Below are 15,005 nucleotides of genomic sequence, written 5' to 3'. Positions count from 1 at the left end.
GTATCCAATCCTTCCGTAAAGATGAAGGAAAGGTCAATAGGTAAAGGAAAAGAGTTACCTAATGTACTTGTAGGGTTACTCTATCTATTACCATCTATCATCTTATTTGGATTTTTTCTCTTTTATCCAATGCTTCGGACTTTATATTTAAGTTTTTTCTTAACTGATGGTCAAGGGACGCCGATTACGTTCATTGGTCTTGAAAATTTCACTTATCTATTACAATCTACGAGCTTTCAAAAAAGCCTAAAGGCAACAATACTCTTTGTTGTTTATACGGTTCCGATGGGGGTTATTCTCGCTCTATTTTTAGCGCTTATTGCAAATGAAAAGGTTAGAGGTATTGGTTTTTTTCGGACGATGTTTTCCTCGACAATGGGAATGAGTGTTGCTGCGTCTTCTGTTATCTGGATGTTTATGTATAACCCATCTATTGGTATTTTAAATAAACTCGTTAGTGCTGTAGGAATTTCAGAGATTCAATGGCTACTAGATCCAAAGTTTGCTCTTATTTCAGTGTCGATATCAACAATTTGGATGAACACTGGTTTTGCTTTTCTTATTTTATTAGGTGGGTTACAAAATATCGATGAGCATCTCTATGAAAATGCAGAGATTGCGGGTGTAAGCTATTGGTATAAACTGCGAAGGATTACAATCCCAATGCTATCACCAACACTTTTTTTTATCATCACTGTGTCATTAATAAATTCCTTTCAAACCTTTGGTCAAATAGACATCTTAACAAAGGGCGGACCTGTAGAATCAACAAATGTCATCGTTTATTCCATATACAAGGATGCCTTCATTAATTACAATGTCGGATCAGCCAGTGCTCAAGCAACAATTCTTTTCTTCTGTATATTAGTTATTACCATTCTTCAATTTAAGCTTGGAGAAAGGAAGGTGCATTATCAATGAGCATAGTGAAAAAAATCATTTTATATGGACTTTTAATCATTTCTGTTGTGTTTATGATGTTCCCAATTTTCTACGCGTTTATGATTAGCTTTATGCAAGGTGGGGAGGTTCTAAAAGGAAACCTTATCCCAGATACGTTGACAATGGATAATTATATATCAGCCTTTGAGAAGGTACCGCTTGTTCGTTATCTCTGGAATAGCTTTTACGTTTCAATGGTTGTTATGATCGGACAATTATTAATTTCAGGCTTAGCGGCATTTGCATTTGTATTCATACCATTTAGGGGAAGGGACTTTATATTCTTTTTATTCATTTCAACAATGATGATTCCTTGGGAAGCAACGATGGTTCCTAACTTCTTAACGGTTCAAAAGCTTGGTTGGATAAATCAACCTGCAAGTTTAACCATTCCTTTTTTCGCATTAGCTTTTGGAACATTCTTGTTGAGACAGCAATTCAAAACAATTCCAAACGAATTGTTTGAAGCCTCACAGGTAGCAGGGATTAGTCGATTTCGCTTCTTTTGGAATATTGTCTTACCTGTTTCCAAAACAAGCTTAATGACATTAGGAATTTATAGCTTTTTAACAACGTGGAATATGTATTTATGGCCATTGCTCGTAACAAACAATGAAAGTGTGAGAACAGTACAAATTGGTTTAAAGCAGTTACAATCACAAGAAATTTCAACTGAATGGGGGGTGGTGATGGCAGCAGTAGTTGTTGTGATACTCCCAACTCTCATTCTATTGTTTTTAGGGCAAAAAAGCCTACAAAAAGGACTAACACAAGGTGCAATCAAATGAAGACTTATAGAGTAAATTGCTTTTGAAAGAGGCTTGCAAATATAGTCTTTAAGTAAAAAGGAGGCGTTATCCATGAAACAAAAATTTCTTATCGTTTTATCCGCATTTCTTTTATTGATATTAGGTGCTTGCTCTAGTACAAATACTGGTACAAATGGATCTGGAGCAGAAGGTGAAGGAACAAACACAGAGGAAACGGCAGGAAAGCAAGAGGTTGTATTCTGGCATGCGATGAGTGGAGAGCTTGAGACAGTTTTAAATGATATTGTTGCTGACTTTAATGAATCACAAGAGAATATTGAAGTGAAGCCAATTTTTCAAGGTACATATGAAGAGGCTCTAACGAAATTTAACACAGTTGCTGGTACAGAAGATGCTCCAACCATTATGCAGACCTTTGAGGTTGGTACAAAATACATGATTGATAGTGGTCACGTACAGCCAGTCCAAAAGTTTATTGATGAAGACAATTATGATACTTCACAATGGGAAGAAAATATTTCAAATTATTACTCAGTAGATGGTGAGCAGTATTCAATGCCGTTCAATTCATCAACTCCAATCCTTGTATATAACAAAGATGCATTTAAGGAAGCAGGTTTAGATCCTGAAAAGGCACCAATGACTTATAGTGAATTGAAGGACGCTGCGAAAAAACTAACAAAAACTGAAGGTGGAGAAACAAGTCAATATGGATTTTCTATCTTAAACTACGGTTGGTTCTTTGAAGAGATGCTAGCAGAGCAAGGCGGTCATTATGTGGATAATGAAAATGGCCGTAGTGGTAATGCAACAAAAGCAACGTTTAATGATGAACTAGGTTTAAACGTATTTAATTTAATAAGTGACATGCACAAAGAGGGAACATTCTTTAATGTAGGACAAAACTGGGATGATATGCGTGCTGCGTTCCAATCAGGTAAAATTGCCATGTATTTAGATTCTTCAGCAGGTATTAAAGCGATGGTTGATAATTCTGATTTTGAAGTAGGTGCATCATACTTGCCAATCCCTGATGATGCTGATCGAGAAGGAGTTATTATCGGTGGTGCTTCAGTTTGGATGTCTAGTGGTATTAATGAAGACAAGCAAAAGGCTGCATGGGAGTTTATGAAGTATTTAACAACTCCAGAGGTGCAAGCAGAATGGCATGTGAAATCAGGTTATTTTGCAATCAACCCTGCTGCTTATGATCAAGATATCGTAAAAGAAGAGTGGAAAAAGTATCCACAGTTAAAGGTTACAGTTGATCAACTCAGTGAAACTAAGAAAGGTACAGCTACACAAGGTGCATTGATTTCTGTATTCCCTGAATCACGTCAAAAGGTTGTATCAGCAATGGAAAGCTTATATCAAGGAATGGACCCAAAGAAAGCGTTAGATCAGGCAGCTGAAGAAACAAATCGTGCATTAGAGGTCGCGAATAAAAAGCAAGGTAACTAGATAACAAATAAAGGTGACCCTTGAAGGTGAATTTCTTCAAGGGTCATTTTTCTAGTTAATATGATAGGATTGATTATCTTAATATAGAAGAAAAGGTTTTGTTTATATTATATCAAAATAGGGTATTTCACGTGATGAACTACCATGATTTCTTCTTATTAGAAGAGCCGAATGGCTGGACTTTAAAAGTTCAGCCTCTTATTTTTATTATAATAAAATAAAATGTGAGATTTCCTAACATTGCTATTGTGTTATAGGGACATATTGATTATAATCTTAAAAGATAGAAAATTCTGCATTCAAAGAAGGGGGTAAGGTTTTTGGAGCAATTTGTTACAGGTTTAAACGGGATTTTATGGAGTACACCAGTGATCTATATCTTACTTGGTGTAGGTTTATTGTTTTCAATTTTAACTCGTTTTCTTCAAGTGAGGCATATTAAGGAAATGGTTGTACTCATGTTTCAAGGGAAGAGCTCCGAGGCAGGTGTATCATCATTTCAGGCACTTTCAATTGCCCTTTCAGGACGAGTCGGAACAGGTAATATTGCAGGTGTTGCAACCGCAATTGCTTTTGGTGGTCCTGGTGCCGTTTTTTGGATGTGGGCGATTGCCTTTATCGGTGCATCAAGTGCATATATCGAATCAACTTTAGCACAAATTTATAAAGTAAAACAGGATGGACAATATCGTGGAGGGCCTGCTTATTACATAGAAAAGGGGATTGGTTGGAAATGGTTTGCTGTCCTTTTTGCTTTTGCAGCTCTTATCGCAATGGCAATATTAATGCCTGGTGTACAATCTAATTCTATTGCACTTGGAGTAGAAAATGCATTTGGAATTCCGAAATACATCACGGGTGCTGTAATTGTCCTTTTATTAGCTTTTATTATTTTCGGTGGAGTTAAACGAATTGCACATGCTGCTCAAATTATCGTTCCTTTTATGGCTTTAGGATATATTATTTTATCTGTTGTTATAGTGTTAATGAATATTCAAGAGTTACCAGGGGTGATTTCACTTATTTTCCGAAGTGCTTTTGCATTAGATTCTGCCTTCGGTGGATTAATCGGAATGGCCATTGCTTGGGGAGTAAAACGTGGGGTTTACTCAAATGAAGCTGGACAAGGTACTGGTCCGCATCCAGCGGCTGCTGCAGAAGTTTCACATCCGGCAAAACAAGGATTAGTACAGGCATTTTCTGTTTATATAGACACTTTATTCGTATGTTCTGCTACAGCTTTTATGATTTTATTTACGGGAATGTACAATACTGAAGCACCAGATGGATCATTTATTGTGAATAATTTGGAAGGTGTAGAGGCTGGTCCAGGGTACACACAAGCAGCAATTGACAGTGTTCTTCCAGGATTCGGTGCAGGATTTGTAGCTATAGCATTATTCTTTTTTGCCTTTACAACCATTATGGCTTATTACTATATCGCAGAAACGAATATGACTTACTTAATTCGTGGTAGCAATAAAAAGCTGTCATTGTTAATATTAAAGTTTGTAATTTTAGCTGCAACATACTATGGGGCTGTAAAAACAGCATCACTAGCATGGGCATTAGGTGATGTAGGACTTGGAATTATGGTGTGGCTCAATGTTATCGCCATTCTTATTCTTGCAAAACCAGCGATAATCGCACTAAAAGATTACGAACAACAAAGGAAACAAGGACTTGATCCAGTCTTTGATCCAAAAGCTTTAGGAATAAAAAATGCTGACTATTGGGAAACAGAATATAAAAAAGATAAAGATCAAGCATCTTAAAAAATGGGTTGACCGTCATCTCGGTCAACCTATTTTTGCGTTTAAAATGAAAATTTGAAAGAAATTCCTACAAACAGTACATATTAAGAAAGATCGTAACATGAGGAGGTTTCAAAATGTCTAAACAAGGTAAACAAAACGCTGAACAAACTAGTCAACAAATTGCAAAACAGCAGGGTAGAAACGATATCGAATTTGGTAGCGATATGCAAGTAGGAAACAGCAAGAATCAAAGTCAAAAGAAAAGTGGAAAACAAGTGAATAAGAAGTAGCTATAAGAAAACAAGAGGCTAAGATCCCTTAGCGATTCAGCCTCTTGTTTTCTTATAGTAATAATAATTTTCTTGTACAGTGTATAAGCGCTTTGACATCCAGCGCCTAGCCCCTCTAGGGTCTAGCTAATTTAGAATTGAAGGCAAAGAACGCCTTCTATTCTAAAACATCTTATGCTTGTCGGGGCTGATCAAGGCTTGCGCTTTTATTCAAAGGTAAGAAAGTATAAAATTTTGTACTTAGTTTTGGTGTCTAGCTCCAGCGCCTAGACCCTCGGGGTCATAAGCCACTCAGGAATTGAAGACAAAGAACGTCTTCTATTCCTGAGCGTCTTATGCCTGCCTTAGTCTGAACAAGGCGCTTGCGCTTTTCTAATTTACTTAAGTTTATTCTTTATATCAGTTGGAATAGCTTCAGCTGGAATAGAACCATACCATTCATTTCCGTCTTTTAAAGTAAATTTAATAAAATACGTATGGTCTTCCGAATACTCAGTAAACTGTTCAAGTGCGTTTAATAAGAGTTTTTTATCTGTTATTGTGGAGAATTGTTCTCCAGAATTAAATAGTTCATCAGGTCTATAGTTTTCCAAGTCCTTTGGAAGATTCACTTTAGTAATTTCGGCTTTTAAGAGATCTTCAATGTTTATTCTTGCATCGTCTAAATACCCATGTTCATCAAGCCATTTAGTAGTTTCATCAAATGATTTCTTCCATTCAACAATTGGATATTCTTCGTATGAATGAACTTCACTTGATGCTTTTGTAGAAATTTCAATATAGCCCCAAGGACTTGTGGATTGAACTAAATCATCCAATGTCTGTGAGAGTAAATCCTTCTCAATTGCACTGCTAAACTCCTCAATTTCCTTTTGATCTGTCAGCATAACCTGCGTTACACCGGGACCATTAGGGACAATTTTAATTGAAAGGATATTTTCTTGTAATTTTGTGTACTCTGGGAGGATTTTCTTGTATGAATCAGCTTCCATGACAGGCGTTAATTTTTCTTTCATCAGTTGAACTGGCAATCTATATTCACGTATAAATGTTCTACCGTCGTTTAAACGATAAGCGATTACCATATCTTGTCTATATTTCTCGTCAGTTTGGGCTTCAATAAGATCCTGCTGACCAAGAATATATTCATGAAGATTTCTTACATCCTGAATATAGAGCTTTGAATCTGAGTAAACTTCTATATCATCACTCAACATTTCCTGCATTTGATATTTATTACCAAAGTAAACCTCACTAATTTGGTCCATGCGAGGGAGTTTCTTTTCAAAATCAATTAAATCAGTTTTAATGCTAAAAAGGATGATTATAAAAATGATACTGTAACCTATAAACCCAGTAAATACACGAAAGTGAAAGATCCTCCAGGTTTTTTGTAAAATCATCTCAGCTACAACATAGCCGATTAATGCGCCACTAATATAACCGAAAATGATCCAGCCCCAATTAAGTGTACCTGTAACAGAAAAATACGAACCACCTAAAGTCATGCTACAAAATGTCACACCATATTTAAAAACCGGCTTTAAAAATGGAAAAGCAATTACATCGGTTGCACTTTCCAGCTGTCTTGCTTTATAAAGGCCTAAACCAATAAAGAAGGAACAAATGACGATGATAATGTAGATGAAAATTTCAAGGGTCGAAAACGGATCTTTTGTATTCCAAATATCAACGAATCGTAGAAATGGTGATAAGTAGGTAAGTTTCTCATCAATAAATATAGAAGAGAATCCAAAGAGCAAAAAGGATAAATTATAGCTTACCATTGCAACCATTCCAATTGGTAGAAAGAAAAAAATATATGTTAAGATTGCTTGTGCACTAGACATACCTGTCATCATTCCGACCGCAACAGTAGCAAAAAACAACATGCATGTTAGTAAAGTGATAATACCTGTCCATGATAATAGTTCTGAAGGCGTCAGGATTGAGTGAAATTCTTCAATTGATTGTGTAACAAAAAATGTCACACATGACATAAGAACAATTGGGAGCAATAACAATATTAATCCACTTATGATATGACTTACATACAATGTCACTCTTCGAATAGGTAAGCTGTGAATCATATCAACTGATGCTTCGTTCTGTAGATATCGGAATAGTAGTAAACCTGCTGCGACTGGGATCGTGAATAGGAAAAGTATTTGTAGTTCTGTATTTACATATAAATAGTTCTTGTAATCTTCGAACACAACATAGTCTCTGGTTGCTAGCTGCATTAGCTCTAAAGGTATAGCGAACATTAGACAGATAAAATAAACAATACTAATCCATCCGTGCTGTCTGAAGTCTTGTTTAATGATGCCGTTCTTAAAGAAGGATTTTTTCGATTTCATATCCGACATCCTCCATTTCGTAAATAAATATCTCTTCAAGTGTTAATGGTAATAGATCAAATAGAATAACACTTGTAGAATGTATAGCTTTTTTTATTTGTTCTTCATTGCCTCTAACAATAAGAAGCAAAACACTTCCTCTTTTTTCGTGGTGTAAGATGTTTAATTTATTTAAAAGATGCTCTTCATGAGTAGGATCTGACAATGCAAGTTGGACTTTATGTGTATCAGATTTTAAATCATCAATTTCCTTCTCAATAATGATTTTCCCCTGGTGCATGATACCAACATGGTCGCATAGATCCTCAATTTCACGAAGGTTATGAGATGAAATGAGCACAGTCATTTCCCGCTCAGCAACATCCTGAAATAGTAGGTTTTTGATTTTTTGTCTCATAACAGGGTCAAGTCCATCGATCGGTTCATCTAAAATTAAGACATCGGGCATTGCGGATAGTGCGAGCCAAAATGCTACCTGGCGCTTCATTCCCTTAGATAAGCGGTGAACTTTTCGATTTAATTCAATATTAAATGCAGGCGTAAGTTGTTCAAATCGCTCTTGGCTCCAGCTAGGATAATATTCTTTATATTGGGAAGCCATTTGTGCAACAGTAGCCTGTGGGAAAAAATAAAGCAAATCTGGAATAAAAACAACCCGTTCTTTTATTGCTACATTTTCATAGGCAATTATGTTATCAATTTTAATCGTCCCTTTATCCTGACGGTTAATTCCTGCAATCATTTTTAAAAGAGAGGTTTTACCTGCTCCATTAGAGCCTAGTAAACCATAAATTGACCCTTTATTTACTGTCAGTGAAAGATCATTTACAGCAAAGTGTTTATTATATTTTTTACTAACGGAATGAACCTGTATCATCACTGTTTATCCCCTTTGTTTGTTGATGTGCTTCATGAAACAGTACATAAATATCATCTTTTGTTAAACCTAAATAAATGGCTTCTGCAATAAGCCTTTTTAAATCTGTTTTAAGTTCGGCTAATTTCTGTTCATTGGGATTTAGCTCTATTGCTGCGACAAAATTACCTTTGCCTTTAATAGAATAAATGTACCCTTGGTTTTCTAGTTCGCGGTAAGCTCGCTGAATCGTATTTGGATTTACTGTTAATTGACTAGAAAGCATTCTGACTGAAGGCAATTGTTCGTCAGGCTTAAGAATCCGATTAATAATAAGCTCTTTAATCTTATCGACTAATTGCTCATAAATGGGTTTCCTGCTTCTTACATCTAATTGAAACATAAGTTACCCCCTTTGTATTAACTGTATTAATATTGTTAGTACAGTTAAATTGTATAGGATAAAAAAGGAAAATGCAATGATAATAATTAGAAAAAATAATACATTTGGCTGTCAGGAATATGAGATGATATTAAGAGAAGGGTTTGGATATATACATTAGTGAAAGAAAGGTGTGAATCATTACATTGCAGCATAGAGTAATTGAATCTGTTGTGAATGAATTACTGCTACGGTCTTGTTCATTAGTTAAAGTTAAAGTGGAATCAACATTTCCAGATGGACGTTTAGTAGGGGGGAAATATCACTTGGGAACTCATACCATTACCTTATACATTGATGAAATAAAAAAGCAGTGTGAACAGTTGTTTTCTACTAATAAATATTTCATTGACTATCTATCAATTGTACTTGCTCATGAAATTGGTCATGCAGAAGATCAGCAATTAGGTGATTTATGTGATCAGCTAGATGAATGCAAGACTCAATCTGAAAGAGATAAAATTGCCTTAATAATTGAAGAAAATGCATGGCGGTATGCTGAATCTCTTTTAGCTGGGATTAACTATAGTATATTTGAGGAAGTTATTTTTCATTCTTTGCAACCGTATCGTGAGAAAATTAAAATGGATATTGCATAATAAGAGTGATTTTTTTTGTAAGAATAATTTTTTTAGCTATACAGGGATATTGGAAGATTTAAGGAAAAGGTTTTGCCATGTTCATAAGGATTGATGGCAAAACCCCTCAAGGATGTGTTCGTGACTAACGTAAAAGTATTCATTATTTGAATTTTTCCTCACTAGATGAGTTATTTTTTGTTTTGTGTTTTTGTTTTTCTTCACGTAATTCCATTTTTAGATCTTCCATTGGGATGGGGTCTACATTTTGTTCACTTTCAAAACGGTCAAATAGAGTCTCTTCCTTTGTTTTATATTGCTCAGGATGATCAGTTTCATTTCTTCTATTAGATTCCTTCATTCTTATCACCACCTTCATGTCTATATTTTCAATTACCACAAATATAGAATAGAAAAACATAGGATAGACTGTTTTTTTAGCATAGACTCCTGTTATGCTATACAATAGAACAATACTTTGTAAAAGGATAGGATAAACAATGAGTATTTTACATGTTGAAAATTTATATAAAACATATGGTGAGAAGATATTATTTGATCATATTTCCTTTGCTATCGCCGAAAAGCAGAGAATTGGTTTAATTGGTGTGAATGGTACTGGGAAATCTACATTATTAAAGGTAATAGCTGGACTGGAAACTGCGGATTCAGGTGAAATCACTCACTCCAATTCAATGCGGATTGAATATTTACCTCAAGACCCTGAGCTAACTAAAGGCTTATCTGTACTTGAGCAAATCTACTATGGTGATGCACCGATAATGCAGGTAATGAAAGCGTATGAACTTGCGTTAAGTGAGCTTGAGAAAGATCCTGAAAACGAAACAAAGTTAAAGCAGTTAATGAATATGCAGCAAAAAATGGATCAGCAGGATGCATGGGAAGCGAATACAATTGCGAAAACTGTGTTAACAAAGCTTGGGATAACTGATTTTTCTAGCCCAGTTACTCATTTATCAGGTGGCCAAAAGAAGCGAGTTGCGATTGCAAAGGCACTCATTCAACCAGCAGATATATTAATACTAGATGAGCCTACCAACCATCTTGATAATGAAACAATTGAATGGTTAGAAGGATTTTTAGCGCAATATAAAGGCTCGATTGTCTTAATCACACATGATCGCTACTTTTTAAATCGTGTCACAAATCAAATTTTTGAGTTGGATCAAGGGCATTTATATACGTATTCAGGAAATTATGAAGTATTTCTGGAAAAGAAGGCAGAGAGAGAAATTAATGCTGAGAATTCAGAAGAGAAAAGACAAAATCTATTAAGACGTGAACTTGCTTGGCTCCGCCGTGGTGCAAAGGCAAGAACTACAAAGCAGAAAGCACGAATTGGTCGAGTGGAAGAGCTTCAGGAGCAAAAAGGACCAGCCTTAAGTAAGGATCTTGATTTTGCAATCGGCTCTACACGCTTAGGGAAAAAGGTTCTTGAGCTTGAACATATTTCCAAAGCATATGACGGAAAGAAAATGATTAATGATTTTAGTTACTTAGTTACACCAGGTGAAAGATTAGGTATTATTGGTCCAAATGGAAGTGGGAAATCAACGCTGCTTAATATTATGGCTGGTCGCATTCAGGCTGACCTAGGCTCGATTGATGTGGGTACGACTGTAAAAATTGGATTCTATACACAAGAGCATGAAGAAATGGATGAAAATCTTCGTGTTGTGGAATACATTAAGGAAACAGCAGAGATTGTCCATACAATTGATGGCGAGGTAATTACTGCAGAGCAAATGCTTGAGCGTTTTTTATTTTCAAGATCAGCTCAATGGACGTATATTCGTAAATTATCTGGTGGAGAAAGACGACGCCTATACTTATTAAAGGTATTAATGGAAGAACCAAATGTCCTTTTTCTTGATGAGCCAACAAATGATCTTGATACACAAACGTTAAGTGTTTTAGAGGATTATTTAGATCAATTTCCGGGAGTTGTCTTGACTGTTTCACATGATCGCTATTTTCTAGATCGGGTAGTTGACCATTTAATCGTTTTTGAAAGAAATGGGCAAATAAGTCGTTTCCAAGGTAGTTACACAGACTATATGGAAGAAAGTAAGTTCCAGGAAGTGAAGCAAGACAAAGAGACGGCCCCTGATAAAGCAAGCTATAAAAAAGAGAAGAAAAAACGCCTTTCATATAAAGAACAGCAGGAATGGGAACAAATTGAAGATAAAATCGCCAGCCTTGAGGAAAGAAAGGAACAGTTAGAGCAAGAAATTGCAGCTGCTGGAAGTGACCTAGGGAAGGTGCAGGAGTTTTATAAGGAACAAGAGCAGATTGAGGAAAAATTGGAGGAAACAATCGAACGTTGGGAAGAATTATCTCTTCTCGTAGAAGAGATTGAGCAGGGAAATTAAGTATCGGCAGGACTTAAGCAAATGGTTTAAGTCCTGCTTTTCTATTTATCATGACAGTCAGTAGATTTATTAACTCTTTCATCTCTAAATATACGAATAATCGCTTTTCCATCACTAGGACTCCCATCAGGATAATCCATTGGTATTAAGGCAAAGAAAACGGTATAGATGGAAAAGTAAATAAATTGATAAGTTATATTTGAAGCCTCTATTAGATCTAGCTTAATAAACATGTGGACAATGAATATACCTAACATGTTAAAAAGAGCTCCACCAAAATAAATCAATATATACTGAAATTTATTGTTCACCTCAATATGTGATAACTCACAGCCACCATACCAAAAGTAAAACTTTCGAACTTCAACTTTTCGGAAGGTAAAGAGCTTTTTTCCGCACCCAATAATAATGAAAACATCATGACAGCCATTGATTCTAGCAAACAGATAATGACCAAGCACATGAATGAGTGTAACGATCGGAAAGACAATGAAAAAGGCTCGAAAAAACACAAGGAAGTCGTCTAAGCCAAACATCTGAAAGCCCCCATTCATTTTTCGTAAGGTGAACAGTATCAATCTTATATTCACTTTCAGTACTCTACCCTGCTTGTCAGACTTATAACAAAATCCTTGGAAAATATGAAAATAGTCTTAGTGAAAGTAAGGCATAGTGCATTTTGATAAAATAGGCAAAGCTGTATGGCGCATAGTGACCATATAGCTTTGCCTAAATAGATTCAGCATGTTCAAGAGTCTTTTTTTCAACCTTCTGGAACATTAGATAATATAGTGCCCCACTAAAAAAGGCTAAAGCTCCAAGTAGCGCAAATGTAATCGGATAGCCAAACCAAAGTGACATTGGTATTGCAATCGGTGCAATTGTTCGTCCAATCGTATACCTGAGACTTGCAGCTGCAAAATATTGACCGCGCATATGATCAGGAGCAATTTTTGAAACAAACGTTTGTTGAATTCCTGCTGTCATTAGCTCAGCAAAAGTGAATAATCCCATGGCAACAATAAAGACCCATATGGATCCTGAAAGACCAAATGTAATAATGGATAATCCGTAAATAATTGACGAAAGTATAAAAACATTTCTTTCTTGATATTTGCCCATCCATTTTGTCACACTAATGGTGAATAGTGCTACAAGCAGACCATTTTCTGAAAGAATGACTCCGAATGCTTGCTCGCCGTTTAGTGATAACGACCAGTCCCCTAGTTTAATCATTTCTTGATGGTGGACCATATCCGTAATATATACGGGGATGATCATGTCAAGTTGCATAAAGGTAATGGCTACAAGAACACCAGCAATAATAAAGAGTAAAAAAGTGCTGTCCTTGATGATAATGCGATAGTCTTGAATTTGCTGGACAATCGCATAATACCATTTTCCTGATGCTTCGTTGCTCTCGGCTTGAAAAACAGGTGCAGTTTCTCGAATTTGTTTGGCCAATAAAAGCGATAGGAGCATGCAAACAAGACCTGCAATTAGCAGAACCTCAAATGGATAATGAACATAGAAGATCGCTCCTAAAATTGGACCAATTACGACTGCTATATTAATTGATGTATAAAATATCGCAAACACACTACTACGGTCTTTCTCATCAACAACATCTGCAACCATTGCTTGTGAAGCCGGCCAATAAAAAGCACCAAACACACCAGCGAAAGAAAAACAGATAAACCCGAGAATGGGTAAATCCAGCCACGGTGAATTTGAAAAGGCAAATATAATAAACACTAATCCCTGTCCAAAGGCTGAAAGAACCATCATTGTTTTTCGACCAAAGCGGTCGGCACAATAACCACCCATTAAATTAGCCAGGACAGAAAAAACTTGAGAAATGATAAGAAATAATCCAGCCTGTTCTTTTCCAAATGCATCAGCAAAATAGATGGTTAGAAAAGGAAAAAACATCCAAAATGTGATGTTCATCAAGGCCTCACCAAATAATCGAATTTTAAGGTTATAATCCCAATCTCGTATTCTCATTGCTGCTACCTCAATTCTAGTAATCTACCGTACTCATAATACTCTTTCGGGTCTCGAAATACAATAGAGTCATCACAGCCTTTTGCGTTTTAAAAAATCTGAGCAAATTCACTTAAAAAATTTATGAAATATGGCTTAGATAATGTTCATAAATTCAATAATACTGAAAATTTTAACGCTTTCATTTTACTTTTAGAATAAAATGGCTGTGATGAAGAAATGATTTCTAACATAAACCTTGTACAAAGATAACTTTCTACAGTTTCTAAAACAGGAATTTAAGTGGCCTCTAAAGAAGAGGTTAGAGAGTTTAAAATAAACAATGAGGAGGAGCACTATGAAAAAAAATATTTTTACATTATTGCTTTTGACCGTGTTTATTACTGTAACAGCCTGTGGGAATCAAACTTCAAATGAAAATGAACCAAAGAGTGAAGTTGAAGATGAAGCTAATAAAGAGGATACATCAAGCTCTGAAGAAGTTGAAAATGATGAACAAACAGAAGAAGAGGCAAAGGAAATCATCATGGAGAAGGCTGATGAAGTTTTGAAGCTTTTAAAGGAGAAAAACGCAATTGAATTAGCGAATTATGTGCACCCTGAAAAAGGTGTTCTGTTTTCCCCTTATTCATTTGTCGATAAAGATGCAGTAACATTCGATATAGAAAAAGTTGAAGGGTTTTTTGAAGGCGCGGAGACTTATACTTGGGGAACTCAAGATGGCAGCGGTGAACCAATTAAGTTAACATCGAGTGATTATTATTCTAAATTCATATATGACAGTAAATATGATCATGCAGACGAGATTGAGTTTGATCGCAAAGAAGCAAGAGGCAATACGATTAGAAATATTGCTGAGGTATTTCCAAATTCACATTCTGTCGAATACTATGTGAAAGGTACAGAGGAGAATGGGAATATGGATTGGAAGGCGTTAAACCTTGTGTTTGAAAAAGATGCAGAAGGTGAATGGAAGCTTGTAGCGATTGTGCATGATCAGTGGACGATATAATGCGTGAAACCACCGCAAAATGTTGGCCACGGGTTCGGATTAAGATTACAAAGCATTAATTAATTAACTAGCCTTTAAGCATTCCAATTAACACATTAATTGGAATGCTTATTTTTACTGATTTAACAAGGTTTAAA

General features: G+C 35.7%; 14 protein-coding genes. 8 read left to right on the top strand and 6 right to left on the bottom strand.

From position 1 onward, the window contains the following. Positions 1-21 precede the first annotated feature (21 nt). The 5 genes from WCV66_RS01015 to WCV66_RS00995 all read left to right on the top strand — a co-directional run bounded on the left by WCV66_RS01015 (position 22) and on the right by WCV66_RS00995 (position 5,220). The gene (locus tag WCV66_RS01015) at positions 22-921 is read left to right on the top strand and encodes a sugar ABC transporter permease (protein WP_338789376.1); all 900 of its coding nucleotides are present in this window, start codon (positions 22-24) and stop codon (positions 919-921) included. Next, positions 918-1,730 carry a carbohydrate ABC transporter permease gene (locus tag WCV66_RS01010; protein ID WP_066328142.1) on the top strand — a complete coding sequence of 271 codons (813 nt, stop codon included), beginning with the start codon at positions 918-920 and terminating at the stop codon, positions 1,728-1,730. The genes WCV66_RS01015 and WCV66_RS01010 overlap by 4 nt, the downstream gene beginning before the upstream one ends. Before the next feature lie 72 nt (positions 1,731-1,802). Next, a complete protein-coding gene (locus WCV66_RS01005; RefSeq protein ID WP_338787660.1) occupies positions 1,803-3,173 on the top strand; it encodes an ABC transporter substrate-binding protein in 1,371 nt (456 codons plus the stop codon). 320 nt (positions 3,174-3,493) lie between these two features. After that, entirely contained in the window at positions 3,494-4,948 is a 1,455-nt protein-coding gene (locus tag WCV66_RS01000) for an alanine/glycine:cation symporter family protein (protein WP_066328152.1), read from the top strand. A gap of 116 nt (positions 4,949-5,064) precedes the next feature. Continuing rightward, positions 5,065-5,220 carry a hypothetical protein gene (locus WCV66_RS00995; RefSeq protein WP_185653930.1) on the top strand — a complete coding sequence of 52 codons (156 nt, stop codon included), beginning with the start codon at positions 5,065-5,067 and terminating at the stop codon, positions 5,218-5,220. Between the two features lie 377 nt (positions 5,221-5,597). Here WCV66_RS00995 and WCV66_RS00990 read toward each other — a convergent pair whose 3' ends face one another. The 3 genes from WCV66_RS00990 to WCV66_RS00980 are packed head-to-tail and all read right to left on the bottom strand — an operon-like array spanning position 5,598 to position 8,839. Beyond that, a complete protein-coding gene (locus tag WCV66_RS00990; protein ID WP_338787659.1) occupies positions 5,598-7,580 on the bottom strand; it encodes a DUF6449 domain-containing protein in 1,983 nt (660 codons plus the stop codon). Continuing rightward, positions 7,555-8,457, bottom strand: coding sequence for an ABC transporter ATP-binding protein (locus tag WCV66_RS00985; RefSeq protein WP_338787658.1), 903 nt, complete (start codon positions 8,455-8,457; stop codon positions 7,555-7,557). The genes WCV66_RS00990 and WCV66_RS00985 overlap by 26 nt, the downstream gene beginning before the upstream one ends. Beyond that, complete coding sequence (locus WCV66_RS00980; RefSeq protein WP_338787657.1) at positions 8,435-8,839, bottom strand: GntR family transcriptional regulator; 405 nt, start codon at positions 8,837-8,839, stop codon at positions 8,435-8,437. Before WCV66_RS00980 ends, WCV66_RS00985 begins: the two co-directional genes overlap by 23 nt. Positions 8,840-9,024: 185 nt before the next feature. Here WCV66_RS00980 and WCV66_RS00975 point away from each other — a divergent pair, with 185 nt between their 5' ends. After that, positions 9,025-9,477 (top strand): hypothetical protein, encoded by a 453-nt coding sequence (locus WCV66_RS00975; protein ID WP_338787656.1) that lies wholly within the window; start codon positions 9,025-9,027, stop codon positions 9,475-9,477. Between the two features lie 142 nt (positions 9,478-9,619). Here WCV66_RS00975 and WCV66_RS00970 read toward each other — a convergent pair whose 3' ends face one another. Next, the gene (locus WCV66_RS00970) at positions 9,620-9,835 is read right to left on the bottom strand and encodes a hypothetical protein (protein ID WP_338787655.1); all 216 of its coding nucleotides are present in this window, start codon (positions 9,833-9,835) and stop codon (positions 9,620-9,622) included. 121 nt (positions 9,836-9,956) lie between these two features. On the opposite strand from WCV66_RS00970, the gene WCV66_RS00965 reads away from it, so the two are divergent. Continuing rightward, positions 9,957-11,849 carry an ABC-F family ATP-binding cassette domain-containing protein gene (locus WCV66_RS00965; protein WP_338787654.1) on the top strand — a complete coding sequence of 631 codons (1,893 nt, stop codon included), beginning with the start codon at positions 9,957-9,959 and terminating at the stop codon, positions 11,847-11,849. Between the two features lie 41 nt (positions 11,850-11,890). Here WCV66_RS00965 and WCV66_RS00960 read toward each other — a convergent pair whose 3' ends face one another. Together WCV66_RS00960 and WCV66_RS00955 are read right to left on the bottom strand one after the other, a co-directional pair. Further along, positions 11,891-12,385, bottom strand: coding sequence for a site-2 protease family protein (locus tag WCV66_RS00960; protein ID WP_338787653.1), 495 nt, complete (start codon positions 12,383-12,385; stop codon positions 11,891-11,893). Positions 12,386-12,578: 193 nt separating this feature from the next. Beyond that, on the bottom strand, positions 12,579-13,856 hold the full coding sequence (locus tag WCV66_RS00955) for an MFS transporter (protein ID WP_338787652.1): 1,278 nt from the start codon (positions 13,854-13,856) through the stop codon (positions 12,579-12,581). A 337-nt stretch (positions 13,857-14,193) separates the two neighbouring features. Here WCV66_RS00955 and WCV66_RS00950 point away from each other — a divergent pair, with 337 nt between their 5' ends. Next, a complete protein-coding gene (locus tag WCV66_RS00950) occupies positions 14,194-14,868 on the top strand; it encodes a hypothetical protein (protein WP_338787651.1) in 675 nt (224 codons plus the stop codon). Positions 14,869-15,005: the final 137 nt, after the last annotated feature.

Source organism: Metabacillus rhizosphaerae (assembly GCF_037201795.1).
In the GTDB taxonomy this organism is placed as follows: domain Bacteria; phylum Bacillota; class Bacilli; order Bacillales; family Bacillaceae; genus Metabacillus; species Metabacillus rhizosphaerae.
The sequence above is the reverse complement of the archived record's forward strand: the minus strand, read 5'-3'. Positions and strand labels throughout refer to the sequence as shown.